24 protein-coding genes are annotated in these 26,986 nt (G+C 66.2%); 12 read left to right on the forward strand and 12 right to left on the reverse strand.

Annotated elements, in window-relative coordinates; all coding sequences use genetic code 11:
- Positions 1–26 precede the first annotated feature (26 nt).
- Positions 27–809, reverse strand: coding sequence for a cyclase family protein (locus ACFSUD_RS10825; protein WP_386374267.1), 783 nt, complete (start codon positions 807–809; stop codon positions 27–29).
- A gap of 253 nt (positions 810–1,062) precedes the next feature.
- On the opposite strand from ACFSUD_RS10825, the gene ACFSUD_RS10830 reads away from it, so the two are divergent.
- The 3 genes from ACFSUD_RS10830 (at position 1,063) to ACFSUD_RS10840 (ending at position 4,110) form a co-directional block, all read left to right on the forward strand.
- Complete coding sequence (locus ACFSUD_RS10830; protein WP_386374269.1) at positions 1,063–1,683, forward strand: hypothetical protein; 621 nt, start codon at positions 1,063–1,065, stop codon at positions 1,681–1,683.
- Positions 1,684–1,782: 99 nt separating this feature from the next.
- Positions 1,783–3,414, forward strand: coding sequence for an acyl-CoA dehydrogenase family protein (locus ACFSUD_RS10835; protein WP_386374271.1), 1,632 nt, complete (start codon positions 1,783–1,785; stop codon positions 3,412–3,414).
- A gap of 90 nt (positions 3,415–3,504) precedes the next feature.
- Positions 3,505–4,110 (forward strand): dimethylsulfonioproprionate lyase family protein, encoded by a 606-nt coding sequence (locus ACFSUD_RS10840; RefSeq protein WP_386374273.1) that lies wholly within the window; start codon positions 3,505–3,507, stop codon positions 4,108–4,110.
- Between the two features lie 49 nt (positions 4,111–4,159).
- Here the strand turns inward: ACFSUD_RS10840 and ggt are convergent, their stop codons facing one another.
- Together ggt and ACFSUD_RS10850 are read right to left on the reverse strand one after the other, a co-directional pair.
- Positions 4,160–5,887: a gamma-glutamyltransferase gene (gene ggt / locus ACFSUD_RS10845; RefSeq protein WP_386374275.1), complete on the reverse strand. Its 1,728-nt coding sequence runs from the start codon at positions 5,885–5,887 to the stop codon at positions 4,160–4,162.
- A 118-nt stretch (positions 5,888–6,005) separates the two neighbouring features.
- Positions 6,006–6,926 carry a LysR family transcriptional regulator gene (locus ACFSUD_RS10850; protein WP_386374277.1) on the reverse strand — a complete coding sequence of 307 codons (921 nt, stop codon included), beginning with the start codon at positions 6,924–6,926 and terminating at the stop codon, positions 6,006–6,008.
- 124 nt (positions 6,927–7,050) lie between these two features.
- Between ACFSUD_RS10850 and ACFSUD_RS10855 the strand changes: the two genes are divergently transcribed.
- From ACFSUD_RS10855 to repC, 4 genes are all read left to right on the forward strand, one after another.
- Positions 7,051–8,037 carry an Ldh family oxidoreductase gene (locus ACFSUD_RS10855; RefSeq protein ID WP_386374279.1) on the forward strand — a complete coding sequence of 329 codons (987 nt, stop codon included), beginning with the start codon at positions 7,051–7,053 and terminating at the stop codon, positions 8,035–8,037.
- Between the two features lie 323 nt (positions 8,038–8,360).
- Positions 8,361–9,536, forward strand: coding sequence for a plasmid partitioning protein RepA (repA, locus tag ACFSUD_RS10860; protein WP_386374281.1), 1,176 nt, complete (start codon positions 8,361–8,363; stop codon positions 9,534–9,536).
- Positions 9,536–10,435: a plasmid partitioning protein RepB gene (gene repB, locus ACFSUD_RS10865; protein ID WP_386374283.1), complete on the forward strand. Its 900-nt coding sequence runs from the start codon at positions 9,536–9,538 to the stop codon at positions 10,433–10,435. Before repA ends, repB begins: the two co-directional genes overlap by 1 nt.
- 176 nt (positions 10,436–10,611) lie before the next feature.
- Complete coding sequence (repC, locus tag ACFSUD_RS10870) at positions 10,612–11,826, forward strand: plasmid replication protein RepC (protein WP_386374285.1); 1,215 nt, start codon at positions 10,612–10,614, stop codon at positions 11,824–11,826.
- Positions 11,827–12,066: 240 nt separating this feature from the next.
- On the opposite strand, the gene ACFSUD_RS10875 is transcribed toward repC, so the two are convergent.
- Positions 12,067–12,828: a MauE/DoxX family redox-associated membrane protein gene (locus tag ACFSUD_RS10875; protein WP_386374287.1), complete on the reverse strand. Its 762-nt coding sequence runs from the start codon at positions 12,826–12,828 to the stop codon at positions 12,067–12,069.
- A gap of 145 nt (positions 12,829–12,973) precedes the next feature.
- Positions 12,974–13,546: an EF-hand domain-containing protein gene (locus tag ACFSUD_RS10880; RefSeq protein WP_386374289.1), complete on the reverse strand. Its 573-nt coding sequence runs from the start codon at positions 13,544–13,546 to the stop codon at positions 12,974–12,976.
- A 236-nt stretch (positions 13,547–13,782) separates the two neighbouring features.
- On the opposite strand from ACFSUD_RS10880, the gene ACFSUD_RS10885 reads away from it, so the two are divergent.
- The 5 genes from ACFSUD_RS10885 to ACFSUD_RS10905 all read left to right on the forward strand — a co-directional run bounded on the left by ACFSUD_RS10885 (position 13,783) and on the right by ACFSUD_RS10905 (position 20,844).
- Complete coding sequence (locus ACFSUD_RS10885; RefSeq protein WP_386374291.1) at positions 13,783–14,499, forward strand: response regulator; 717 nt, start codon at positions 13,783–13,785, stop codon at positions 14,497–14,499.
- Positions 14,496–15,848, forward strand: a complete 1,353-nt coding sequence (locus ACFSUD_RS10890; protein ID WP_386374293.1) for an ATP-binding protein — start codon at positions 14,496–14,498, stop codon at positions 15,846–15,848. The genes ACFSUD_RS10885 and ACFSUD_RS10890 overlap by 4 nt, the downstream gene beginning before the upstream one ends.
- A 158-nt stretch (positions 15,849–16,006) precedes the next feature.
- The gene (locus ACFSUD_RS10895; protein ID WP_386374295.1) at positions 16,007–18,064 is read left to right on the forward strand and encodes a catalase; all 2,058 of its coding nucleotides are present in this window, start codon (positions 16,007–16,009) and stop codon (positions 18,062–18,064) included.
- 123 nt (positions 18,065–18,187) lie between these two features.
- Positions 18,188–19,423 carry a putative DNA modification/repair radical SAM protein gene (locus tag ACFSUD_RS10900; protein WP_386374297.1) on the forward strand — a complete coding sequence of 412 codons (1,236 nt, stop codon included), beginning with the start codon at positions 18,188–18,190 and terminating at the stop codon, positions 19,421–19,423.
- Positions 19,423–20,844 carry a UdgX family uracil-DNA binding protein gene (locus ACFSUD_RS10905; RefSeq protein ID WP_386374299.1) on the forward strand — a complete coding sequence of 474 codons (1,422 nt, stop codon included), beginning with the start codon at positions 19,423–19,425 and terminating at the stop codon, positions 20,842–20,844. The genes ACFSUD_RS10900 and ACFSUD_RS10905 overlap by 1 nt, the downstream gene beginning before the upstream one ends.
- 54 nt (positions 20,845–20,898) lie before the next feature.
- Here the strand turns inward: ACFSUD_RS10905 and ACFSUD_RS10910 are convergent, their stop codons facing one another.
- From ACFSUD_RS10910 to ACFSUD_RS10940, 7 genes are all read right to left on the reverse strand, one after another.
- Positions 20,899–21,387, reverse strand: a complete 489-nt coding sequence (locus tag ACFSUD_RS10910) for a YciE/YciF ferroxidase family protein (protein WP_386374301.1) — start codon at positions 21,385–21,387, stop codon at positions 20,899–20,901.
- A gap of 50 nt (positions 21,388–21,437) precedes the next feature.
- A complete protein-coding gene (locus ACFSUD_RS10915) occupies positions 21,438–22,538 on the reverse strand; it encodes a glycosyltransferase (RefSeq protein WP_386374303.1) in 1,101 nt (366 codons plus the stop codon).
- Positions 22,535–23,101, reverse strand: coding sequence for a class I SAM-dependent methyltransferase (locus tag ACFSUD_RS10920; RefSeq protein ID WP_386374305.1), 567 nt, complete (start codon positions 23,099–23,101; stop codon positions 22,535–22,537). The genes ACFSUD_RS10915 and ACFSUD_RS10920 overlap by 4 nt, the downstream gene beginning before the upstream one ends.
- Entirely contained in the window at positions 23,098–23,805 is a 708-nt protein-coding gene (locus ACFSUD_RS10925) for a PIG-L deacetylase family protein (protein ID WP_386374307.1), read from the reverse strand. Before ACFSUD_RS10925 ends, ACFSUD_RS10920 begins: the two co-directional genes overlap by 4 nt.
- Positions 23,802–24,899, reverse strand: coding sequence for an acyl-CoA dehydrogenase (locus ACFSUD_RS10930; protein ID WP_386374309.1), 1,098 nt, complete (start codon positions 24,897–24,899; stop codon positions 23,802–23,804). The genes ACFSUD_RS10925 and ACFSUD_RS10930 overlap by 4 nt, the downstream gene beginning before the upstream one ends.
- Complete coding sequence (locus ACFSUD_RS10935) at positions 24,900–25,943, reverse strand: glycosyltransferase (RefSeq protein WP_386374311.1); 1,044 nt, start codon at positions 25,941–25,943, stop codon at positions 24,900–24,902. It lies immediately after the preceding gene.
- Between the two features lie 294 nt (positions 25,944–26,237).
- Positions 26,238–26,975 carry a Crp/Fnr family transcriptional regulator gene (locus tag ACFSUD_RS10940; protein ID WP_386374313.1) on the reverse strand — a complete coding sequence of 246 codons (738 nt, stop codon included), beginning with the start codon at positions 26,973–26,975 and terminating at the stop codon, positions 26,238–26,240.
- Positions 26,976–26,986 lie beyond the last annotated feature (11 nt).

The raw sequence follows: 26,986 nt of genomic DNA on the forward strand, positions 1-26,986 counted from the left end.
GCGGCCCCGCGCCCGCCAGCCGCCGGTCAGGGCAGATGCGCGACGATGCGCAGCGGCCCGCCGGAGCCGCCCTCGATCTTCATCGGCAGCGCGATGATGGTGCTCCCCGTGGCCGGCAGGCCGCTCATGTCCGCGACATTCTCGAAGGCCGGAATGTCATGGGTCATCAATTCGACATGGGTAGCGAAATCCTGTGACTGGCCGTGATCGATCGACGGCGTATCGAGCCCGACCGCGGCAATCCCGCGTTCGACCAGCAGCGTCGCGCCCTCGAGCCCCAGACCCGGAAAATGCAGATTGGCCACCGCCGCCTCGCCGCGCTCCGCCGTGCCCATGTAGCTCTCGCGATCGGGATAGAGCCCCGCCCGACCGGTGCGCAGCAGGACAATCGCGCCCTGCGGGATCTGCCCGTGCTCGGCTTCGAAGCCGGTGATGTCGGCGGCGGTGACCTGGTAATCGACATCCGCCTCGGCCTGCGCACTGACATCGATGACGAAACCCGGCCCGACCAATTGCCCGATGGGCAGTTCATCGACCTTGAGCGCGCCTTCGGCGAAATGGATCGGCGCGTCGATATGGGTGCCGCCATGTTCGGCGGCGGCGAAATTATAGGCCGAGTAAAAATAGCCGCCGTCGGTATGCCCGGCGAAAACCTCCGTCTGCGTGAAGGTCTCTGCCGTCGGCCAATAGACCGAATCGGCGTTGAACGGATGGGTCAGATCGACCCAGCTCCCCTGCGTCAGATCCTGTGAGAAGCCGGGCGCGGCGCTCAGGATGAGGGCGGCGAGGGCGATGAAATGGCGGTTCATGGTCAAATCTCCTTTATGAATGCAATCAAGGCGAATTGGCAGCGCGACAGCAGGACAGGCGGCGCCACGCCGGGCGCGATCCGCCGCGCAGGAAATTTCTCCTGTCCCGAGTGTAGGCAGCCGCACCGGGGTTTGCATAGGAAAGAGCGTGCCAGGGACCGCCCCGGCCCGCGATCAGCAGGAAATCGCCGCCCCGCCCGGGGACCGCCCGGCCTGTGCTATGATGGCACTTTGCAATTCAGGGAGTTTCATCATGAAGAGATCTGCTGTGATTCTGGTCTCGGCACTGATGCTGGGCGGTGGTGGGGCGTTGGCCCAGGACAATCCGATGAGCTTTTTCGTGACCAGCACCAATCCCGGAGAGGGCGCCAATCTCGGCGGGCTCGAAGGGGCCGATGTGCATTGCGCGAGCCTTGCCGAGGCCGCCGGGGTCGAGGGCCGGACCTGGCGCGCCTATCTTTCCAGCAGCCAGGAAAACGCCCGCGACCGCATCGGCGCCGGTCCGTGGCACAATGCCGAGGGGGTCGAGATCGCCCCGGATGTCGACACGCTGCACGAGGGCGAGAACCTGGTCAGCAAGGAGAACGCGCTCGACGAGAGCGGCAATCCGGTCAACGGGCGCGGCGATACGCCGAACCGGCATGACATCCTGACCGGTTCGAAACCGGACGGCACGGCCGCGGCGGAAACCTGCGAGGACTGGACCTCGGGCGGCGAAGGCTCGGCCATCGTCGGACACCACGACCGCGCCGGGCTCGATGACTCCGATGCGGCGAAATCCTGGAACGCCTCGCATCCCTCGCGCGGCTGCAGTCTCGAAGCGCTGCAGGGCACCGGCGGTGACGGGCTGTTCTATTGTTTCGCCGCCGACTGAGGCGACGCCCGACCTGCAACACGCTTGAGCCTGCGGCGGTTCTGTCGCAGGCTCATCTGCGATGGGCGTCGCCCCCGCCGCGGCGCAAGTGAGGTCAGGATGACAGGAAGCGCGCCGCGCAGCGATCTCGGCACCCATGTGGTGCAGAACCAGCCCCCTCCCCGCGGGGACCGCGATCTCTGGAGCGAAGACCGGCCGCTGCGCGAAATCGCGGCACGCATCGGCGCACATGGCACGGCGCTGGCCTCCTATGGCCGCAGCCTCGGCACCGCCGAGATGGGCGATGCTGCGCGCGACGCCAACCGCCACCCGCCTGAGCTGCGGCTTTTCGACAGCGGCGGGCGGCGGCTCGACGAGGTGCGGTTTCACCCGGCCTATCATCGTTTCATGCAGACCTCGGCCGAAGCGGGCTATGCCGCCATTCCCTGGGAGGGGGGCGCGGGCGGTCATGCGACCCATGCCGGCATGGTCTATCTGGCCAGCCAGGTGGAGCCGGGCCATTGCTGCCCGCTGACCATGACCTATGCCGCCGCCCCGGTGATCGCCGCCGCCGACACCCTGCCCGCGCCCTGGTACGACAGGCTGCTGGCGCGGCGCTATGACAGCGCCACCGCGCCCGTCGCCGCGAAACAGGCGGTCACGCTGGGCATGGCGATGACGGAAAAGCAGGGCGGTTCCGATGTCCGGGCCAATACCACGATCGCCGAGGCCGATGGCGCGGATTGGCGGCTGACCGGGCATAAATGGTTCTGCTCGGCGCCGATGTCCGACGGTTTCTTGACCCTGGCGCAGATGCCTGCCGGGCTGAGCTGTTTCCTGGTGCCGCGCTGGCTTGAGGGCGAGCGCAACGCGATCCGCATCCTGCGCCTCAAGGACAAGCTCGGCAACCGCGCCAATGCCTCTGCCGAGATCGAATACGACCGCACGCTGGCGCATCTCGTCGGCGCCCCGGGCGAAGGCATCCGCACGATCCTTCAGATGGTCCACCACACCCGGCTCGACACCTGCATCGCCCCCGTCGGGCTGATGCGCGCGGCGCTTGGCGAGGCGCATCACTGGGTCGAGCACCGCAGCGCCTTTCAGAGGCGGCTGATCGACCAGCCGCTGATGCGGCAGGTGCTCGCCGATCTGGCGCTCGACTGGGAGGGCAGCCTCGCCCTGTCGATGCATGTCGCCGGAGCTTTCGACGGTGACACGGAGCGGGACCGCGCCTTTGCCCGGATCGGCGTCGCGCTGGCGAAGTTCCTCGCCAACAAGCTCTGCTTGCTGGTCGTGGGCGAGGCGATGGAGGTGCTCGGCGGCATGGGCTATATCGAGGATACGCCGCTGCCCCTGCTCTACCGCGAAGCGCCACTCAACGGCATCTGGGAGGGCTCGGGCAATGTCATCTGCCTCGACATCCTGCGCAGTCTCGCCCGCGAACCCCGCACCGCCGAGGCGCTCGGAGCCGAGCTCGACGCCGGCGCCAGGCTGAACCCGGCCTATGACAGCGCCCTCGCCGAGCATCGCGCGCGTTGGCCCGCGATCCCGCCCGAGGCGGAAGCCCGGTTCTTCGCGGAACAGAGCGCCCTGCTGCTCAGCGCCTCGATCCTGCTGCGCCACGCGCCGGAGCCTGTCTCCGATGCTTTCGTCAGGACACGGCTCGGCGCGCCGCGCGGACGCGTTGCCGGGGCGCTGACCGGGCTGGATACCGAGGCGATCCTGTCACGGCTGGCCCCGCCCCCGGCCTGACCGCCCCCGGCCTGATCGTTCTCCGGGTCAAACGAAGCTTGCGCGCCCCGCGCTCTTCCCCGACACTCCCGAAAAACCGCAGGAGGCAGGATGATGCGCCCCGGACATCTGCAGGACTTTCTCGACGCACTGCTGGCCGCGACCCGGGCCCGGGTGATCTCGCCCGAGGCCGCCGCCTCGCTCGAGCGGATCGCCGGAGCGCTCGAACGCCCGGCCCCGCCCGCCGAGGCGGACGGCAGCCGCCTGCCCGTCTGCGCGCTGCTCGAAGAAATGCTCGACCCGATCCGTTTCGACGCGCCCGACCTGCGCGCGCTCGCCGCGTCATTCAGCCGCCTCGAACCGGCACTCACCTGGCGCCGCCGCGCCGGCAGCATGCGCAACGCCAGCGCCGGTATCGACGAGCGCCACGCCAATGCGATGATCGTCGGCCCGGCCGGACACGAGCCGCGCCGCGATGTCTGGATCGGTGCCTCGCTGCTGGCGCCCGAGGTCCGCTATCCCGACCACGACCACCCGCCCGAGGAAACCTACCTGGTGCTGAGCGACGGCGACTTCCTGCAGGGCGACGGCCCCTGGTTCACCCCCGGCATCGGCGGCACGCTCTATAATCCGCCGGGGATCAACCACGCGATGCGCACCGGGGAAACTCCGCTCCTCGCCTTCTGGATGCTCTGCGCGGAACGGCCCGAAAGCTGAGCGCCGTGCTGTCGCGGCGGCCAGAGGCTGTGCCCCCGACCGCGCCTTCTCAATAGCCGCGCGCGGCCGAGCTGGTCTGGCGCGTGTCGGCCCCGCCGAGCAGCAACCCGTTCTCGTCATCCACCATGATCGACTGCGCCGAGCCCATGGTCGCCATCGTCTCGACCACATGACCCTTGGCCTCGAGCGCCATGATCGTGTCGGGGCTCAGCCCTTCCTCGACGCGCAGCACCTCGGGCAGCCATTGGTGATGGATCCGCGGCGCCACCGTCGCCTCGGCGATGTTCATGCCGTGATCGACCACGTTCATGATCATCTGGATCACTGTGGTGATGATCCGCGAGCCCCCGGGCGAGCCGGTGACCATGAAGAACTCGCCATCCTTCTTGACGATCGTCGGGCTCATCGAGGACAGCGGCCGCTTGCCGGGCTCCACCGCATTGGCATCGCCGCCGATGAGCCCATAGGCGTTCATCACGCCGGGCTTGGCGGCGAAATCGTCCATCTCGTTGTTCATCAGCACGCCGGTGCCATCCGCCACCATGCCCGAGCCGTAGGAGAAGTTGATCGTATAGGTGTTGGAAACCGCGTTGCCCGCCTTGTCCACGATCGAGAAATGCGTGGTCTGATCGCTCTCATAGGGCGCCAGATCGGCGGGCTTGATCTGGTCCGACGGGGTTGCGCGGGCGCGCGAGATGCCCTTGCGGATATCGGCCGCATAATCCTTGGAGACGAGCTGCGCCTGCGGCACGTCGTAGAATTCCGGGTCGCCGAGATATTCGGAACGATCCGCATAGGCGCGCTTCATCGCCTCGGCCATCAGGTGGATGGTCTCCGCCGAATTATGCCCGAGAAAGCCGATCGGATATTCCTCCAGCGTGTTGAGGATCTGCACGATATGGATCCCGCCGGAGGAAGGCGGCGGCATCGAGACGATCTCGTAGCCGCGATAGGTGCCGCTCACCGTGTCGCGGCTGATCGCCTTGTACCCGGCCATGTCCTCCATGGTGATCCGCCCGCCCGAAGCGCCCACCGCATCGACGATCTTCTGCGCCGTGTCGCCGGTATAGAAGCCCTGCGGCCCCTGATCGGCGATGCGCTGCAGCGTCGCCGCGAGGTCGGCCTGCACCAGCCGGTCGCCGGGTTCGTAGAATTCCCCGCCCTCCTTGTAGAAGATCGCCTCGGACGCGGGCCATTTCTTCAGCCGTCCCTCCAGCCCCTTCAGCGAATCCGCCAGATCGGCGGTCACGTCGATCCCGTCGCGGGCGAGGCCAATGGCCGGTTCCAGCACCTCGGCAAGGGTCATCGTGCCGTATTGATCGAGCACCATCTGCATCCCCGCCACGGTCCCCGGCACGCCGGTCGCAAGCCCGGTGAAACGCGACTTCTCGCTGTCGGCCTCGCCCGCCTCGTCAAGGAACATGTCGCGATCCGCAGACATCGGCGCCATTTCGCGGTAATCGATCGCCTTGGTCTCGCCACTTTCGGCATCATGCACGATCATGAACCCGCCGCCGCCGAGATTGCCGGCCCGCGGCAGGGTCACCGCCAGCGCGAAGGCCACGGCAACCCCGGCATCGAAGGCATTGCCCCCGGCGGCGAGAATATCCCGGCCGATCTCGGCCGCGACCTCCTCCTGCGCCACGACCATGCCGTTCTCGGCCCAGGCCGGATGGATACGGTCCATGCCGCTGTAGATCGCCGCCTCCTGCGCGAAACCCGCGACCGGCGCGAGGCCAAGCGCGGCGCCCAGCGTTCCTGCGATGATGCGTTTCATGAAATGCTCCTCTCCCCGATATGACAATTCCACGAGCCTAACCCGCGCCCCCCGGACCGGGCAACGCGGCATTTCCATTTGCGGTTGCGACGGCGGATCGGGACGCGGCGCGCCGGGTTCAGAAGCTGTCGGTCCCCTCCCCGGCTTCATGCGGCATACCGACATTCATCTCCGCCACGACCTCCTCAACCACGGCGTGAAAGGACTGCGCGGCGGGAGAAAGCGAGGCATGGGCGCGGATGATCCGGTGCACCTGCCGCTTCAGCCCGGCATCGGCCAGCGGCAGGAAACACAGGCCCTCGTCGATATCCTTCAGCACGAATTCGGGGAAGATCGTGATCCCGGCCCCGGCCCGCACCACCGAGAGATTGGCCGTGGTGCTCAGCACCGACAATTGCGACCGCGCCAGGATCTCGCGAAACTCCGGCGTCTCGATCTGGCTGCAGACCCCGTTGGTGATGAAGCGGAAGGCGCCGAGATCCTCCCAGCTCAGCGGCAGCGGGCAATCGCGCAGCGGATGATCCGCCGCGCAGACCGCTCCGAAACGGTCACTGAACAACACCTCCCCGACCAGTCCCGCCACCGGGCTCAGCAGCGAGCCATAGCCGAGATCGGCGCGCTCCGCCTCCAGCTCGCGCAGCACGAAACCGCTCTCCATGTCGCGCACATGCACCTTCACGTCGCCATGCGCGGCGAGGAAACGGCTGATCGCTTCGGGCAGGATCGAGGTGGCGACCGAGGGTATCGCCGCGACCCGCACAAGCCCGGTATCGGCGCGGGCATAGCTCTCGATCGAGGCGACGGTGCGGTCGAAATGCTCAAGCTCGCGCCGCGCCTCTGCCAGCACGAAGGTCCCGAGCGCGGTGAGCTTGCTCTTGCGCTCGCTCTCGAACAGCGGACGGCCGAGATGCGCCTCGAAATGTTTCAGCATCATCGAAACGGCAGAGGGCGTGCGCCCGACCCGCTCCGCCGCATCCGCGAGATTGCCGCTCTGCGCCACCGCCACGAAATAGCGCAGCATTTCCGTCTTGATGACCACGTTTCAGCAATCCTTCAGTGGAGTTAAGGTATTTAAACGTGACTGAACACTATTGTATACGCAATACCCTGCGAAAGCTCCCATCCTGCCCGGAACCCGTAACCGCCCCCAAAGAGGACATGCCATGCCGCAGATATCGCTTGATGAGATCGAATCCACCACCAAGGCAGCGCTCGAACGCCATGGCGCCCTGCCCTGGATCGCCGATGAGGTCGCCCGCGCCGTGCGCAAGGCCGAATCGGTCGGTAACCGGATCTGCGGTCTCTATTACCTCGAAAGCTATTGCCAGCAGCTTGAAACCGGCCGCGTCAAAGGCGATGTCGAACCGCAGATCAGCCGCCCGCGCCCCGGCACCGTGCAGGTCGATGCGCGTTTCGGCTTCGCGCAACCGGCCTTTGCGCGGGCGCTCGACACCGCCGTCGCCGCGGCGCGGGAATGTGGCGTTGCGAGCCTTGCCATCGGTCATGCCCATACCTGCACCTCGCTCGGCTATTTCACCGAGCAGATCGCCCGCGCCGGGCTCATCGGGCTCGGCCTAACCAACGCCTCGCCGATCGTCGCCCCGCCCGGCGGCAAGTCCCGCGTGATCGGCACCAACCCGATCGCCTTCTCGGTGCCCGACGGCAAAGGCGGGCTGGCGATGCAATTCGACCAATCGACCACCACCGTGGCGCTCGGCAAGATCACCATGGCGAAAGCGGCGGGGGAACAGATCCCCGAAGGCTGGGCCGTCGATGCCGACGGCAATCCCACCACCGATCCCGAAGCGGCGCTGAAGGGCTCGCTGGTCAGTATGGGCGGCTACAAGGGCTGGGGCTTCGGCCTGATGGCGGAGCTGCTCGCGGCGGGCATGACCGGCGGCGTGGTCAGCCGCGACGTCAAGCCGCTGAAGGCGCCGGAAGGCCCGCCCCATGACCTCGGCCAGTATTACCTGCTGATGGACCCGGAAAGCTCCGGCCATTTCTTCGACCGGCTGGCGCAGGTGCAGGAGGGCGTCTCCCTCGATGAAGGCGCGCGGATGCCCGGCCAGGGCAAGGAACCGCAGGACCCGGTGACGCTCGACCCGACGATCTGGGATCAGACCCGCAGGCTCGCCGGTCTGCAAAGCTGAGCGAAGGCGGCACGCAGCGCCGCCCACCATCGCCACGTGATCAAGCACCGCCGCGCTCCGGCGGTGCTTTCGTTTTCTTTGCCGGTCTTAGGACGAATCGCGCTACACGGTCCTGCCCCTGCCCTGCCGCGAGGCGCGCCCCTCGCAGGCAATCGCCGCAAAGCGTCGCGCAACGGCCCCGAAACCCGCCGAACCGCCCGGGATTGTGGATAAATATGCAGAAAACGCTGGACAGACTCACCCGACCTGGCTCATTTATACGGAAACGATCGAATAAGACGCGATAAAGCGTAACAAACGCTTTCGGGCAGAGGGCAGTAAAAGTGAACCGAGACAGAATCGACGTGCTCGTCGGGCAGCATGCGGCAAACCTGTCGCAGCAGCTACAGGAACATCGTCAGGCGCTCTATCCGCCGGATGCACGGCGGGTGTTGCGCAAATTCACCAGCGGCGAGGTTGCCGATCTTCTGGGCGTCAAGGACGCCTATCTGCGCAAGCTGCATCTCGACGGGCGCGGCCCGGAGCCGGAAATCCGCGCCGGCGGGCGGCGCTATTACAGTCCCGATGACATCCAGTCGCTGCGCGAAATGCTCGAGAAAGGCGCCAAGACCCCGGGCACCTACCTGCCCGGTCGCGGGCCGGGGGATCATCTGCAGGTGATCTCGGTGATCAACTTCAAGGGCGGATCGGGCAAGACCACGACCTCCGCCCATCTGGCGCAGAAGCTGGTGCTCGACGGCTACCGCGTGCTGGCGGTCGATCTCGATCCGCAGGCCTCCTTCTCCGCGCTGCACGGGTTCCAGCCCGAGTTCGACCTGCTCGACGGCGGCACGCTCTACGATGCCATCCGCTATGACGACCCCCTGCCCCTGCGCGATGTGATCCAGAAAACCTATTTCACCAATCTCGACATCATCCCGGGCAATCTCGACCTGATGGAATTCGAGCACGACACGCCGCGCGTGCTGGCGCAGGGGTCGCGGGACCTGTTCTTCACCCGGGTCGGCGAGAAGCTCTCCGAAGTCGAGGCCGATTACGACGTGGTGGTGATTGACTGCCCGCCGCAGCTCGGCTTCCTGACCATGTCGGCGCTCTCGGCGGCAACCGCGGTTCTGGTGACGGTGCATCCGCAGATGCTCGACGTGATGTCGATGTGCCAGTTCCTGCTGATGACCTCCAACCTGCTCGGCGTGGTGGCCGATGCGGGCGGCGACATGTCCTATGACTGGCTGCGCTACCTGATCACCCGCTACGAGCCCGGCGACGGGCCGCAGAACCAGATGGTCAGCTTCATGCGCTCGATGTTCGGCGAGCATGTTCTGAACCACACGGCGTTGAAATCGACCGCGATCTCCGATGCGGGGATCACCAAACAGACCTTGTACGAGGTCGAGAAATCGCAATTCACCCGCTCCACCTACGAGCGCGCGCTGGAAAGCCTGAACGCGGTGAACGGCGAGATCGAAGACCTCATTCAGACAGCATGGGGACGGGGATAATGGCACGCAAGAACCTGCTCGAAGGACTGAAGAAACCACTGCCCACACCGGCGCAGCCCGCGGCGCCGCGCCGCCAGACCGGCGCCATCGGCGCGGTCAGCCAGTCGCTGGCCGATCTCAAGACGAGGGCGCTGATCGAGGTGCCCGCCGACATGATCGACGACGCGGGGCTGAAGGACCGGCTCGACGCCGAGGATTCCGGCCTCGCCGAATTGCAGGAAAGCCTGCGCGAATACGGACAGCAGGTCCCGGTGATGCTGCGCCACTCACCCAATTACGAGGGCCGATACGAGATCGTCTACGGTCGTCGCCGCGTTGCAGCATTAAAGGCGCTCAAGATGCCGGTGCGGGCCATGGTCCGCGATCTCGACGACCGCTCCCTGATCGTCGCGCAGGGGCAGGAGAACGCCGCCCGCAAGGACCTGTCCTTCATCGAAAAAGCCAATTTCGCCAAGCAGATGCAGGATGCGGGCTTTGATCGCAAGGTGATCTGCGACGCGTTGCATGTGGACAAGACCGTGGTCTCGCGGATGCTGGCGGTGACCCAGCAGATCCCGCATGAGCTGATCCTCGCCATCGGCGCGGCGCCCTCGGCGGGGCGTGATCGCTGGATCGGGCTGGCCAAGCGGCTGAAGGAACGCCCGCTCACCGAGCTCACCGCCATGGCACAGGGCGCTGACAGCGATGCGCGTTTCCAGGCGGTTTTCGACGCATTGCAACCCACCCGCGCCCGCCCCGCGCAACGCGAGGTCACGACCGGGGATGGCAAAGTGCTTGCGCAGGTCAGCAGAAAATCGGGGAAACCGGTGCTGACCCTGCAAGAGCCGGATTTCGGCGACTGGCTCGCCGAAAATCTGGCGCGGCTGCACGGCGATTTCGCCGCAAGCCGCGATACCTGAGGCAGAACAGACAGTAACCGACAGAGGAGGCACAACAGAGACAAAAAAAGACCCCCCAGGACATGACATCCCGAAGGGCCGTTCTTACTCGCACTCTGAACGTATCCCCAACAGTTGACTCCTGTCAACAACCGCCATGTCAGCGGATGGGTTTTTTATGTCTTCGTGACAGATTCATGCAGCATATTTCCACAACGCCTTTCGGGCGAAGCCTTCGCGCATCCGATTTCGGAGCCGCGCACATGGCCGAGCAGCCCCTGCCCGATCATTCCCGCGACAAATGGGCGGTGATGAAGGATCTCACTGCCGCGCGTCATGCTTTCGAGCTGCGCGACCGTGATCTGGCAGTGCTCCATGCGCTGCTTTCCTTCCATCCGCACCAGAGTCTCGCCGAGGGCGACGGCACCATCGTCTTTCCCTCCAACGCCCGGCTGGCCGAGCGGGTGCATGGCATGGCCGAGAGCACCCTGCGGCGGCATCTGGCGGCGCTGGTTCGCGCTGGGGTGATCCTGCGCCACGACAGTCCCAACGGCAAACGCTACGCCCGGCGCAGCGGGGCCCGGATCAGCGTCGCCTATGGCTTCGACCTGCGCCCCCTGGTCCTGCGCGATGCGGAGATCGCCGCCGCAGCCGAAGCCGCCCGCGCAGCCGACGCCAGGCGCAAATCCCTGCGCGAGGCAGTTGTGCTGTGCCTGCGTGACATCGCCCAGCTCCTCGCCTATGGGCGCGACCGGTGGCAAGGCAATTGGGATGAGATTTCCGACGGTCTCGCGCTGATGAACCGCGCGCTGCGCCGCAAGCTCAGTCTCGAGGATATCGGCGGGCTGCACCGCACGGCCCATGAATTGCGCGAGAAGGTCAAGGCCCTGATCCCGCAGGAGAAAACCGGGGAAATGAGCGGCAGTGGGGTTGTAAATGAGCGGCACACAGAGGAATCAGATAAAATAACCTATGATTCCGAAGTAGCTGAGAAAACGGTAAGGGAAACTGCGCCCGATGTGAGCGGGACGCGAACCAACGGGGCACCTCCGACCCCCCTGCCCCGCCGCAACACGCCTCCGGACCTCCCCCTCGGCCTTGTCCTGTCGAGCTGCAGCGAAGCGCTGGCCTATGCCACTGCGCCGATACGCAACTGGACGGACCTGATCCGCCTGGCCGATTTCCTCGCACCGATGATGGGCGTCGATCGGCGGACCTGGCAGGGCGCCTGCAACGTCATGGGACCAGCCGAGGCCGCGATCACCCTGCTCGCCCTGCTCCAGCGCCAATCGGCGATCCGCAACCCCGGAGGCTATCTGCACAGCCTGACACAGAAGGCCGCCATGGGGCGTTTCTCCGCCGCGCCGATGATCATGTCGCTCTTGCCGACGGAGGGACACCGGGCGGCCTAGCGATGGCCGGCAGAGGGGCCGGTCGCCGAGAGCGCGAAAGCGGCTCTGATTGGGCGGAACAGTCTCTGTTGCGTATGGCGCGGTTGCCGGGAGCAGGCGGTTGACGGCTGTCAACTTTGGGTGCTGAACCCCTGCCCTCGGGTTTGAATGGTACCGGGCTTCGGGAAGTTGACGGTTGTCAACTTTTGCTTCGGGGCATGTGGGAGGTCCCCGCTTTTGCGGGAATGACCCCTCCCCGTTTCAGAGATACATCTTGACCAGCATCCAGATCCCCATGCCGAGCATCATCAGGTTTTCGGTGAGCGAGACGAACCCGAGCGGCACGTTGGAGCTGCCGCCGACGCAGGCGCATTTGAGCTCGCGCTTGTCGATATAGACCGCCTTGAACACCGAGATCGCACCGATCGTGCCGATCACGATGGCCACCGGCGAAGCGATCCAGATCAGCGCTCCGGCGGTCATCAGGATCCCGGCCAGCGCCTCGCCGAAGGGATAGATCTTGCCATAGCGCACCCAGCGCCGCGCCAGCAGGTCGTAATTGAGGAACATCGTGGAAAAGCTCTCGACATCCTGCAGTTTCTGAACCGCAAGGAAGCACATGGAAATCGAGATGAACCATTCAAAGCCGCGCAGGGTCAGCAGATTGTCGAAGACATACCAGGACAGGCCTAGCGCCATCAGAAACGCCACCGCGAAGATCGCGATCACCGGCTGGTAGGACGTGTCGGAACGTTCCTCCTTGGGGGCGTCCTTACCAAAATGGACCCGCAGATCGTCATAGCCGCCGATGCGCTGGCCGCCGATGAAGGTCTGCGGCGTGGTCTCGACGCCATGTTGTTTCATGAATTCGTCGGTCTGCGCGCGCGTGGTGAGGTGGTGGTCTTCCACCTTGTAACCCTCGCGTTCGAGCAGATCCTTGGATTTGAGCCCATAGGGGCACAGATGATCGGGCATCACCATCCGGTAAAGCGTGGCGATGTTGCTGCCATTATCCTTTGCCATGTTCACCCTCCTCGGTTGCTGTCTTGTCAGAACAACAACCTTCCAGCGTCGGAGGGTTCCCGAACGGCGCGCGCGGGTCGGCCGGTTCGCAGCCTTTCCGCGCGAAGTCTGCGGGCGGCGCGCATGGCCGCCCGCATAATCCGGCTCAGCGGCGGCGGCGATCCTGCAGCGTCAGGGCGCCATCGCCGTCGCGGTCCATATTTTCGACGATGTCACCGAAGCGCGCGTCCATTTCAGCGGCGCTGATCAGCCCGTCGCCATCAGCGTCAAGTTCCTGAAACCGGTCCACCATCCGGGCGCGGGTCATCTCGCGGTAGAGCGTGTCGAATTCCTCGATGCTGAGCGCGCCGTCACCGGAGGCATCGACCTCGGCGAGCTTGGCGGCGCGGTAGCTGTCGATCTCCTCCTGGGTCACGGCCTTGTCGCCGTCGGCATCGATCGCCGCGAAGAGGTTGCGCATCATCTCGCCGCCGCCGTGCATGCCGCCGTGCATGCCCCCGCGCATCCCGCCGTGGCGGTGATGACCGGCGTGACGTTTGCCGTCCTTGCCGCGATGCGCCTTTTCATCGCGATGCGTCGCCCGGTCCGCCGGGGCTTCCTGCGTGGTCTCGGCCGAGTCGGATGCGGTCGGCGCGGTCTGGGCCGTGGCGACCATGGCGCCGGTGCCGATCATCCCGATGATCAGGAACGTGGTGGGGAGAAGCTTGCTGCGTGTCATCTGTCTTCCTTTCGAGTGAAGTTTGTCTTTCAGGTGATCTTTGTCTCGGAGACGTTGCGTTCCGATGGGCTCAATATGGGGCATTCTGCGCCGCCATATGTGTCAGCGCGACCGGGGCTTTGTCGCGGATTGTAGCGCCGCGCGGAGCTGATACAAATCGCGACAAATTTCTCCTCTATGCGTTGCTTTGCGGGATGCTAAGACGGGGCAGACGCAACCCTGACCGGAGCCGCAATGTGAGCGAAGCGCCAGCGCCGCAGATCCTGATCGTCGATGACGCGCGCGATATTCGCGAGCCGCTGGGGCAATATCTGCGCAAGCAGGGCTACCGCACGCGGCTCGCCGCCAATGCCGGCGAGGCGCGCCGGGCGCTCGGCGAGGCGCGGTTCGATCTCGTGGTGCTCGACATCATGATGCCCGGCGAGGATGGGCTCAGCCTGTGCCGCTGGCTGGTCGGGCAGGGCGGGCCGCCGGTGATCCTGCTGACGGCGATGGCCGATGAGACCGACCGGATCGTCGGGCTCGAGCTCGGTGCGGACGATTACCTGATCAAGCCGTTCAACCCGCGCGAATTGCTGGCGCGGATCCGTGCGGTGCTGCGCCGCGCGCCGCCCGTCGAAGAGGCGATCCCTTCCGGGCGGCGGCGTTTCGGCAGTTGGCTCCATGACCCGGCGCTGCAGGCGCTGGAAGACGAGAGCGGCAGACAGGTGAGCCTGACCTCGGGCGAGAACCGGCTGCTGATGGTGCTGCTGGCGCATCCGCGGGTGGTGCTGAGCCGCGATCGGCTGCTGGATCTCACCGCCGGGCGCGACGCCAAGGCCTATGACCGGGCGATCGACAACACGGTCAGCCGCCTGCGCCGCAAGATCGAGCGCGATCCGAAGGCGCCGCGGATCATCGTGACCGAATGGGGCGGGGGCTATATGCTGGCCACCGACGTGGCGGAGGTTTGAGCGGGCGGCTGCGGCTGCTGCCCGACGGGCTGGCCGGGCGTTTCGCGCTGCTGCTGATCTGCGCGCTGATCGCGGCAAATCTGGTGGCGCTGGTGCTGCTTGGCTTCGAACGCGGGCGGCTCGACCGGGCGGCGAAGCGGGAGCGGGAGATCGAGCGGGTGGTTTCGCTGGTGCCGGCCATCGAGGCGGCGCAGCCGCAGCGCCGCGGGGCGATTGCCCGCGAGGCCTCGACAAGGTTCTCGCGCCTCTCGGTCGATCCCCAACCCCTGGTGGCTGAGGCCCCAGAGTCGCGGCGCTCGCGCCTGCTGCGCCGCGAGCTGGGCGAGGCGCTGGTGGGGCGCGAGGTCCGGGCGGCGATCCTGCGCGCGGGGCACGGGGGGCATCACGGGCGGCAGGGGCAGCGCGAGGTCATCGTCGTGTCGATCCGCCTGTCTGCGCCGGACGCGGGGCCACAGCAATGGCTGAACGCGCGCTCGCGCGGCGGGCGCGCCCCGCCACGGGGTCTGCCGGGGCGGATGTTCCTGACGATCCTCGCGCTTTCGCTGGTCACGGTGCTGCTGGTCGGGCTGCTCTTCCTGCGGCGGCTGACCCGGCCTCTGGCAGCGCTGGAACGGGCGGCGCGGGCGGCCGGGCGGGGCGATCGCGATGCGCGGGTGCCGGAGACCGGGGCGCGGGAGATGCGACAGGCGGCGGCGGCCTTCAACGACATGCAGGAGCGGATCGCCCGGTTCGAGGCGGAGCGGATGCGCACGCTCGCGGCCGTCGGGCATGATCTGCGCACCCCGATCACCTCGCTGCGGATCCGCGCCGAGATGCTCGCCGAGGACGAGGGCGCGCCGATGATCCGCACGCTGGATGACATGACGGTGATGGCCGAGGGGCTGATCGCCTATGCCCGGGGCGCGCGGGACAGCGAACCGGTGTCGCGGCTGGCGCTGGGGTCGCTGCTGGCGCGGCTCTGCGAGGAACGCGGCGCGGTGCTGTCCGTGTCGCAGGAGGTCGAGATCGACGGGCGGCCGGTGGCTTTGCGCCGGGCCTTCGGCAATCTCATCGACAATGCGCTGCGCTATGGCGGCGGCGCGGCGCTGCGGCTCGAGAGACGGGGCAGGGAGGCTGTGGTCATCGTGGAGGATGCCGGGCCGGGCATCGCGCTGGAGCGGCTCGAGACGATATTCGAGCCTTTCGTGCGCGGCGAGGAGAGCCGCAGCGCGGAGACCGGCGGCGCCGGTCTGGGGCTGGCCATCGCGCGCAATATCCTCACCGCGCATGGGGGCGGCATCGCGTTGGAGAACCGGGCCGAAGGCGGGTTGCGGGCTGTTGTGAGACTGCCGCTGGCAGCCCGGTCCTGAGACCAGGCGCCGCTCGTCGCTTTCGCCTGCGGCGTACGCAGGAACCATTCGCCCCGGTTCGGGTTGAGCAAGAATGACGCATGTTGCGACCGGTGCCCGTGGTGCCGAACGACGGCAGGGTCACCTTGAAATTCAGCATTTCAGAACGGGAGCGACAGATGGACAAGATCGATCTTGGCAAGGGCGGCGAACCGCGCCAGCAGACGGAGGATCGCGACGAGACCATGACCTCGGCGCAGGGCGCGCCGATGGCGGACGACCAGAATTCGCTGAAGGCCGGGCCACGCGGGCCTGTGCTGCTCGAAGATCACATGATGCGGGAGAAGATCTTCCATTTCGATCACGAGCGCATTCCCGAGCGCGTGGTACATGCGCGGGGCTATGGCGTGCACGGGCATTTCGAGCTGACCGAGGCGATCCCGGAATTGTCCTGCGCGGATATCTTCCAGCGGGTCGGCGAGAAGACCCCGACCTTTACCCGTTTTTCAACCGTAGCGGGAAACAAGGGCTCCCCCGACGTGGCGCGGGACGTGCGCGGCTTTGCCACCAAGTTCTACACCCAGGAGGGCAATTGGGATCTGGTGGGCAACAATATCCCGGTGTTCTTCATCCAGGATGCGATCAAATTTCCCGATCTGGTCCATTCGGTGAAAGCGGCGCCGGATCGAGGCTTTCCGCAGGCGCAAAGCGCGCATGACAATTTCTGGGATTTCATCTCCCTGTCGCCGGAAGCGGTGCATATGACCCTGTGGACCATGTCGGACCGGGCGATTCCGCGCTCCTTCCGGTTTATGGAAGGGTTCGGGGTGCATACGTTCCGGCTGGTCAATGCCAAGGGCAAGTCGCATTACGTGAAGTTCCACTGGAAGCCGAGGCAGGGGCTGCAATCGGTGGTGTGGAACGAGGCGCTGAAGATCAACGGGGCCGATCCCGATTTCCACCGCCGCGACATGTGGGATGCGATCGACGCGGGCGATTATCCGCGATGGGATCTGGGGATTCAGGTCTTTGACGACGATTTCGCCGATCAGTTCGAATTCGACATTCTCGACGCGACCAAGCTGATCCCCGAGGAGCAGGTGCCGGTGCGGATCATCGGCACGCTGACGCTCGATGCCAATGTCGATAATTTCTTCGCCGAGACCGAGCAGGTCGCCTTCTGCACCCAGAATATCGTGCGCGGCATCGACCAGACCAATGACCCGCTGCTGCAGGGGCGCAATTTTTCCTATCTCGACACACAGATCAAACGGCTCGGCGGGCCGAACTTCACCCATATCCCGATCAACGCGCCGAAATGTCCGGTGCGGCATTTCCAGCAGGACGGGCATATGGCGATGCACAATCCCAAGGGGCGGGTGAATTACGAGCCCAATTCCTGGGGTGCGGAGGGCGGTCCGCGGGAGAATCCGAAGCTCGGGTTCGAAAGCTATCCGGCCGAGGTCGAGGGGGTGAAGCAGCGGGTGCGTTCGGAGACCTTCGCGGATCACTACAGCCAGGCGCGGCAATTCTGGATCTCGCAGACCGAGACCGAGCAGCGCCATATCGCCAATGGCTACACTTTCGAGCTGTCGAAATGCCAGGAGGAGCGGATCCGGCTGCGGATGCTGAGCCATCTGATGAATGTGCATGACGATCTCGCCGCGATGGTGGCCAAGGGGCTCGGGGTCAGCGACATGCCCGACCCGGCGACACCGGCGCGCGCGCCGATCACCGATCTGCCGCCGTCGGATGCGCTCAGCATCCTGAAGAACGGGCCGGACAGTTTCGCCGGGCGCAAGCTCGGGCTCTATGTCTCGGACGGGGCCGATGCGGCGCTGGTCGCGGCGCTGGAGGATTCGTTCGAGAAGGAGGGCGCGATGGTCGCGATCGTGGCGCCGCATATCCAGGGCGCGAAGCTTTCGGACGGCAGCATGAAGGCGGCGGATGAGAAGATCGACGGCGCGCCTTCGGTGGTTTTCGACGCCGTGGCGCTGGTCTTCTCGCAGGAAGAGGGCAAGACGCTGGCGGCGGACAAGCCGAGCCAGGATTTCCTCAGCGATGCCTTTGCCCATGCGAAATTCATCGCCTGGACCGATGCGGCGAAACCGTTGATGAAACAGGTCGGCGTCGCCGACAAGATCGACGGCGGCATGATTGAGATCGACAAGGGCAATGTCGATGCCTTCGTAACCACCTGTCGCAAGCTGCGCTTCTGGGAGCGCGAGACCATGTGATCCGGGGCGCGCGGGCCGGGGATGTGTTTCCGGCCCGCGACCGATGGACTTTGCAAGCTGACGCCACGTCGTTCTTCAACCTAGATGGATGACATCGGCGGTGCGGGAACATATGTGGAACATATGGCAAAGCAATCTCTCGAACAGAAGCTGGCGATCCTCAGCGATGCGGCGAAATACGACGCCTCCTGCGCCTCCTCGGGCTCGTCCAGACGCGACTCGCGCGATGGCAAGGGGCTCGGCTCGAATGATGGCAGCGGGATCTGTCATGCCTATGCACCCGACGGACGCTGTATCAGTCTCTTGAAGATCCTGATGACCAATTTCTGCATCTATGATTGCAGCTATTGCATCAACCGGGTGTCCTCCAACGTGGAGCGTGCGCGTTTCAGCGTCGATGAGGTGGTCAAGCTCACCATCGAATTCTACCGGCGCAATTACATCGAGGGGCTGTTCCTGTCCTCCGGGGTGATCCGTTCGCCCGATGCGACGATGTCCGATATGGTGCGGATCGCGCGCAAGCTGCGCCATGAAGAGAATTTTCGCGGATATATCCATCTCAAGACGATTCCCGACGCCGCGCCGGAGCTGATCGCCGAGGCGGGGCTGCTGGCCGATCGGCTGTCGATCAATGTCGAGCTGCCCTCGGATGCGGCGGTGAAGCAATATGCGCCGGAGAAGAAGCCCGAGCAGATCCGCAAGGCGATGGCCGATGTGCGGATGCGCAAGGAAGCGGGGAAGGAGAGCAGTTTCAGCGGCAAGCGTCCGCCGCGCTTCGCGCCTGCCGGGCAATCGACGCAGATGATCATCGGGGCGGACGGGTCCAACGATGCGGCGGTGCTCGGGCAATCGACGCGGCTCTATGCGAGTTACGGGCTGAAGCGGGTCTATTACTCCGCCTTCTCGCCGATCCCGGACAGTTCGTCGAAACTGCCGCTGGTACGGCCGCCGCTGCAGCGCGAGCACCGGCTCTATCAGGCCGATTGGCTGCTGCGGTTCTACGATTTCCAGCTCGACGAGATCACCTCGGTGAGCGTGGACGGCAATCTCGATCTCGAGGTCGATCCAAAGCTTGCCTGGGCACTGGTCAACCGGCATGTCTTCCCGCTCGACGTCAACCGGGCGAGCCGGGAGATGTTGCTGCGGGTGCCGGGGTTCGGGGTGAAGACGGTGAACCGCATTCTCACGACGCGCCGTCACCGGGCGTTGCGCTATGAGGATATCACCCGCATGGGCGCGGCGATGAAGAAGGCGCGCAGCTTCATCACGGCGGAGGGCTGGAGCCCCGGGGCCTTGGTCGACAGCGCCAATCTGCGCGCCCGTTTCGCGCCGCCGCCCGAACAATTGTCGCTGTTCTGATGCAGCGCGTGATGATTCCCAAGATCGGCGCGGCGGAGGCCTGGCGCGATGCGGCGCGGCGGTTCCTGGCGGCGGGTGTCGCGCCGGAGCAGATCATCTGGGGCGACAGCGGCACGGCGCCGGACCTGTTCGGCGCGGATGAGCCGCCGGGCGACGGTGCGCCGGTGACGGTGTCGCGCTCCTTCGTGGCGTTGGCGAATGCGGTGGTCTGGCACAGCGATCCGGAACGTTTCGCGCGGCTCTATGCGTTTCTGTGGCGGCTGCGCGGTGCGCCGCAATTGATGAGCGATCGGGGCGATGCGGACCTGGCGCGGCTGCGCGGCATGGAGAAGAACGTGCATCGCTGCCAGCACAAGATGAAGGCCTTCGTGCGCTTTCGCGAGATCGGCGCGCCGGACGCGCCGCGCCGCTCCTTCGCGGCCTGGTTCGAGCCGACGCATCATACGGTCGAGCCGACGGCGACATTCTTCGCGCGTCGCTTCGCCGATATGGACTGGCGCATCCTGACGCCGGATGTCTGCGCTGTTTTCGAAGGCGGGCAGCTGTCCTTCGAGGAGGGGCGGGCGCGGCCCGACCTGCCGGAAGACGCCGGGGAGCAGCTCTGGGTCACCTATTTCCGCAACATCTTCAACCCGGCGCGGCTGAAGGTGCAGGCGATGCAATCGGAAATGCCGAAGAAATATTGGAAGAACATGCCCGAGGCGGCGGCGATCCCCGATCTGATCGCTTCCGCCCCGGCCCGTGCCCGCGCCATGGCGGAGGCGGCGCCGACCCTGCCGCCGCGCCGCATGGCACAGGTACAGGCGCAGCTGGCGGGTTGCGCCTCGGCCTGGAGCGGGCCGGAGGGTGCCTTGCCCGAGGCGATCGCCGCCTGTACCCGCTGCCCGCTGCACCGCGCCGCGACGCAGGCGGTGGTGGGGGAGGGGCCGAAGGATGCGGATCTGATGATCGTCGGGGAGCAGCCGGGGGATCAGGAGGATCTGAGCGGTCGCCCCTTCATCGGCCCGGCGGGGCAATTGTTCAATGAGCTCGCCGCCGGGGCCGGGCTCGACCGGCGGAACGCCTATGTCACCAATGCGGTGAAACATTTCAAGTTCACCCCGCGCGGTCGGCGGCGGATTCATCAGCGGCCCAACAGTTCGGAGATCGAACATTGCCGCTGGTGGCTCGACGCGGAGCTGGCGGAGGTGAAGCCGAAGCTGGTGCTGGCGATGGGCGCGACCGCGGTGGAGAGCCTCACGGGGTCGCGTGCCGCTGTACTGTCGCGGCGCGGCAAGGTCGAGACGGGCAGGGGCGGGGAGCCGGTGCTGATCACCCTGCATCCTTCCTATCTGCTGAGATTGCCCGATCCGCAGGCGCGGGCCGATGCCAGTGCCGCATTTCAGGAGGATCTGCGCAGCGCGGTGCGGATGATTTCCTGATCCGTGCTCGCAGCATGGTCGCCCGGCGCGGCGGAACCGCGCCGGGCCGCGGCCTCAGCCCTTGGCGTCGAGGTTGCGCGAGCGTTCGGCGAGGTCGGTCATGAAATCATCCGACTCGTAGATCTTGTCGAGCGCCTGATCGAGCTTGCCGACCGCGTCGCTTTCGCCGAGCGCGTCGGCAAAGGCCTTGGCGGTGCCGAAACCGGCGATGCCGTAATGGCACAGGCGCTGGTATTGCGCGATGATCGCCACGTCGAGCGCGGCGTCGGACATGTCGCTGTCGAGCGCGTGTTTATGGGCCTCCTTGACCAGCCCCTCCATGCCCTTGCAATGCTCCTTCTGGACCTCGGCACCGCTGTCGCGCAGCAGCGATTGCAGCAGCGAGACATGCTGGTCGATCCCGTCCTTGGCCCTGGTGAGCCGGTCGGACAATTTGCTGTCCGACGCCCGGTCGGCCATTTTCGACACGACCTGTGACATCTGTTCATTGGCTGACCACAGGTCCTGCAGTTCTTCGATGTATAGATCTTTCAACGTCGTCATTTCGATACTCCGTTCGTTTCTGCCATCGGCAGCCCAGAGGTCTGGGAAGGTCAGGGTATGGATGTCAGCGTGTCGGTGACATCCGGCGGCACAGGATCCGGCTCGAAAGACGGAAGTTCCTGTATTCCGTTGTCTTTCCTGCGGCTCGCCGGGCGGGCAGCGGCGCGGATCGGCCAGGCGTGCGGCGTTTCGGGATGCAGCAGGGCTTCGAGATGGGCGATATGTTCGGGCAGGGAGTCGAGATGCAGCGGTTCGTAATCGCGCCCCTCGGGCGGCCAGTGAGGCAGCCTGTCGCGTCGATGCCAGAGCCAGCTCGGCGGCGGCAGCGCGGAATCGATCCGGTAGCGCTGTTGCGACAGGCGGCGGCGCAGGGTGTCGGACATGCCGCCCGGCGCGCGGCCCGAGAGCCGCAGCGACGCCTGCACCCGCACGTCATTGGCATGGGCAACGTGAAAGCCCGCGCCCTTGAGCCGCCGCACGATGTCGCGGTCCTCGCCGCATTGCAGCGGGGCGAAACCGCCGATCGACTGGTAGGCGCTGGCGCAAAAGGCGAGGCTGGCGCCGGGGGCCTGTCCGTGATGGGGCAGGGGGTTTGCCGGTTCGGGCGCGTGGCGGCGATAGAAGGCAAGCACCAGCGCGCGGTAGCGTTTCTCCAGCGTGGCACCTTCGATATCGAGGTCATCGGGGCCGTAATGTTCTTGCGTCCGATCGGGGGTATCGCCAGCGCCGCGCGCCGTCAGGGCGGCGGCTTCGCCGGTGAGCGGGGCGATATTGCCGCAGACCGCCGCGCTCCTTTCCAGATGGTGGAGATTGCGCGCGATCCAGTCCTGCGCGACGATGCAATCGGCATCGGTGGTGAGGATGTAGCGCAGCCCCGGCATCTCGGCGAGCGCCTGTGCCGCGCCGATACGGCGGGCGGTGCCGACGCCTTCGCGCGGGCCCAGTGTGAGGTTGCTGATCCGAGCCGGAACGGCGGCGTCGCGACACAGGCGTTCGGCGCGGGCCGCGGTGGAATCCTCGCTGTTGTTGACAACGACATGCAGTTTCAGCCGCTCCGGCATCTGTGCGAGCAGCGGCGTCAGGCAGGCCTCGATCCGCGCCGCCTCGTTGCGGGCCGGGATGACGATGGCGATGTCGCGCTGCCCGCTCATCCGCGCATCTCCGGCAGGCCACGGTCGATGCGGTAGCCGGGCGCGGGGCGGCACGTCTCGAAACGAGGTCTGCCCGCCAGCGCCGCGATGAAATGGCAGAGCGCTTCCTCACCGGACAATTGATCGCCGGTATCCCCGAGATAGCTGACGCAGAGCAGCTCCGCATCGGGCCAGAGCCGGATAATGCGTTCGGCGAGATCGAGGATGTCGGGCGGGCTGAGGAAATAGAGGAATTCCGAGATGATGATCAGGTCGAATGCGCCGGGCGGCAGGGGGCAGGGGAAGAACCGCTGTTCGAAACGCGCGTTCGGCAGGGCGCGCCGCGCTGCCGCGATGGCTTTGGCGACGGCGTCGATCCCGGTATAGCTCGCGCAGCGCGGCGCGAGATGGCGGGCCAGCGCCCCGTTGCCGCAGCCGATCTCCAGCGCAGCGGCGTAATGCGGGCGCGACAGGGCGGCGGCGGTGGCCCGGAACTTGCCCTGTTCATAGGCGCTTTCGGCGAAATTCCAGGGATCGTCGCTGTCTGCATAGATCCGATGCAGATGTTCGATGGGCACGCTCATGGCTGGCTGCTCCAGTAGATTTCATCCTCTTCGGCGAAATGCGCAACGAAGGCCGGGTCCATGGTGAAGCCCTGCGGATCGTCGGTGACGCATTTTCCGAGCTGGCTGTGATGGCAGGCGATGGCCGCGCGTTTGGCGGCGCGGTGGGCACCGGGGCCGAGGCGCAGCGGCCGGTGATGCGCGATAAGGGCGTCGAAATCGGGCGCATTCCAGCGCGACCAGATCGGATAGGAATAGAGCTTCAGCCCCGGTTGCCGGGCCAGCACAAGCCGCGCGATCCGGGCGGCGGTCTTGTGATCGCAATGTTCGTCCTCCGTGGCCGGGGCGAAGAGATGGCGTGCACCCAGCCTTTCTGCAGTCCCTGCGATCCGCTCGGCGATCTCCTCCGGGTTGTGATCGTGCAGCGCACTGTCGCGCAGGCCGTACCAGCTCAGGTCCTCCGCACCGCCGCCGAGGCTTTCGAGCGCTGCCGTCAGCTCGCGGCGCCGCTGCTCGGCCAGCCGCTCTGGCGGCCAGTCGCGCGAGCCGGGATGCGACGCGCTGCCGTCGGTGAGGCAGATCACATTGGCCCCGTGATGGGCGAAACCATGGGCAAGCAGGGCACCGCAGCCGAGGCTTTCGTCATCGGGATGCGGTGCCAGCACGAGGATCGGCGCGCCGCCGCACAACATCTCGGCTGTGATCGAGGGCCAGGGCGCGCTCATTCCAGCAGCTCCCAGACCGCGCCGTCGCGCAGGAAGGCGTGATCGGCAAAGCGCATCAGGAAGGCGTCGCGCGCCACCTGCCGCAGATAGACCGAGAGGTCGCGTGCCCGGCGTCCGGTCACCGAACCGGCGTCGAAATGCGCCAGTCCGAGGCTCTGTTCGACCGCCCTGATCGTATCGAGCGCCACTTCCTCGGTCAGGAGGCGGGCGGAGATCGACAGGGCGACGGCCCGATCGGCGGGGGCCTCGGCTGCCTGAAGCGCGGCGCGTTCGGTCAGCTCCACGGCCGCCAGGGCGCGCATCAGCACCGGCGCGAGCCGGGTCTTCTGGGCCTCGTTGTCCATGCGGCCCATCTCGCGCAGCTGCGCCGTGGCGGCATCGATCAGACCCAGCGCGCCGCCGATCTGCAGCGCCGCGATGCGCCAGACCCCGGCGATGAAATGCGGCTCGTTGAAGTAATCGCCCGGCCCGCCGAGACGATCGCCGCGCGGCAGGGGCAGGCCGGTGAAATCATAGGCGCCCGAGGCGGTTGCCCTCATCCCCGGCATCTGCCAGCGGGCGGGATCGGCGCGCGCCGCGTCGCGCACATCGACCAGCGCGAGCTGCGGCCCCAGCGGCGTGCCGACAGTCACGATGGCATGGCTCAGGACGCCGAGGCCGGAGGCAAATTTCTTGCCGCCGCTCAGCCGGTCGCCGCTCTTGGAAAAGGTCAGCGGCAGTGTATCGTCGGCCCCCCATACGCCGAAGAGGCCATCCTGCGCCAGCAGCTCCTTCGCCTTCGCCTGCAACGGAGCATCGCCATGCACGCGGATCAGGTAGAGCGCGTTGACATGCCCTTCCCAGAGCCGTCCGAGCGAGAGATTGACGGCGCCGATCCGCATCAGCCGCCGGGCGGTCCGTCGCGGCGCCTCGCGCCCGTCGTCATGCAGCAGCCCGGCGTCGCGCAGCAGGGCGAGCGAGGCCGCGATATCGCCGCTGCCGCGATCCTCCGCCATGGCGTTCTCGGCCAGCGGCGCGAGCAGATCCTCCAGAGGATCCGTCCCGGTCATGGCGCTGCTGCGCAAGATGCGCGAAGGTTTGCTCGCGGTTTGCATTCATCCCACCCTGACTTGCCTGAATTCGGGTTCAACGCCGAGCGCGGTCCGAAGGATCCCGGCCCAGTCCTCGCGCAGCTGCGAAAGGCGGAAACAGGGCTTGCCGACAATCCGCGGCGGCGCGGCCTGCCAGGCGCGGATCCGCGACAGGATCGCCTCGGGATCATTCGCGTCGAGCAATTGCCCGGCGGTGGACACCACCTCGTCATTGGCGCCGAGTCCGGCATGGGCGAGCACTGGCGTGCCGACGGCGTTGGCTTCGGCCAGCACCAGACCGAAGGTCTCGGCGAAGCCGGTCTGCGGATAGAAAAGGCAGAGCGACTGGCGCATCTGGCGGATCAGCGCGGCATGGGACAGCGTGCCGAGCGAGACGACATTCTGCGGCACCGGCCCGGCATCCCAGCGCAGATAGCCGGGATCGGCCAGTGCCAGGGTGAGCTCGGGCAGGGCGCGACGCAGCCTGTCGAAGCGCGCGAAGACCTCCGCCAGCCCCTTGTGCGGCGAACTGGCGTAGAGCAGCCGGTTGCGGCGGCGCGGCGTGTCATCAGGCGCCAGTCCGTCGGCGATCGGGTTATAGACATGCAAGATATCCGGCAGTGGCCCCGGTGACAGGAAGTCGCGCAGCTCGGCAACATGGCTCCGCGAGACGCAGATCACCGCAATCCCGGCGCGGTGCAGCGCCGCGCCCATGCGCCGGTTGTGACGTCCCGGATGCACATGCAGCCAGAGAAAGATCGGCAGGTCGGGATGGGCCTTGCGCAGTTTCACCGCCACTTTCCAGGCGTTGATGACGATGATCGCCTCGGCGTCGAGCCGCTCGATCTGGCAAAGCGGCCGCAGCACGCCCGCAGGCGAGTCCTGCACCCGGTCGCGGCCCTTCTGGTAATGAGTGAAGGCGAAATCGTCGCCGAGCGCCCGGGCGATCCGCAGCACCGTCGCCTCGGTGCCGCCCAGCCCGCCCGCGGTCAGCGATGCGGGGGAATAACCCTCGCGGCACATCGGATCGACCAATGCGATCCTCGGCTTGAGCGGGGTGTAGCTCATCTGTCGTGCCGTGCCGTCTGGCCAAGCGGCGTCAGGGCGCGCACGGGAATAATCAGGACCAGCAACTTCATTCACCCCCAGGTGTCATGCGGAACATCCGACGCGGAATACCAGATACGCAAAGGGCAACAATCGCCCTGTCGGGGGAGGAACGCCGGGATCGGCATCCGGTTCCGGGACAATGCCGATTTCAGCAGGAAAAATGTAATTGAAACAAAGGCTTGAGAAGGCAACCCGACAGGTTACGAAAATCAGCACGCCGCAGCATTCAACCAGGTTAAACCGGCGTGAAATTCATTTGTCAGGAAACCACGAGGTGTCGAGATCATCGTAGTGATTGGTGAAATCGGTCAGCTCGATCAACGCCTCTTCACGCAGCAGCCGCACCTTGCCGTCGCCGCGTTGCAGGTAGCCTTTCTGTTCCATCTGCAGCAGCGTCTTGGAGACATAGACATTGGTCAGGCCGAGGTAATCGGCGATCTGGCTCTGGGTGAGGGGCAGCCGGAATGTATCGGTCATCGACGGGTTGGTGATCCGCAGCCGCGCGATGAGATCGAGGAACAGGTAGCCGATCCGCTCCTCGGCGCTCATCCGCCCCATGGCACGCAGCAGGTCGATGAAGGTGACCTGTTCCCGCAGCGCGATCGACAGCAGCAGCGCCGAAAGGCGCGGGGATTCGCGCAGGATCAGGTCGAGCGCGGATTTCGGGAAGGGGCAAAGGGTCACCGGCTCGGCGGTGCTGAGCGTGGTACTGCGGCAATTGAGGGCGACATCGCGCAGGCCGATGATATCGCCCGGATGGTGCAGCTGCACGATCTGGCGACGGCCATTGGGCATGTCCACATAGCTGAAGGCCCAGCCCTCCTTGACCACGAAGAGCTCGGTATTGCGGTCCGCGAGGCGATAGACATCGGTATGGGTGGCATAGTTGCGCTCGGTCTTCTCGATCTTCGCGAGCCGCGCCCTGTCCTCCGGGCCAAGCGTCACGTAACGGGAGAGCTTCATCACCAGGCAGCTCGATCGGTCGGTCATGTCCTTGCTAC

This window comes from Sulfitobacter aestuarii, assembly GCF_042685005.1.
Lineage (GTDB): Bacteria > Pseudomonadota > Alphaproteobacteria > Rhodobacterales > Rhodobacteraceae > Sulfitobacter > Sulfitobacter aestuarii.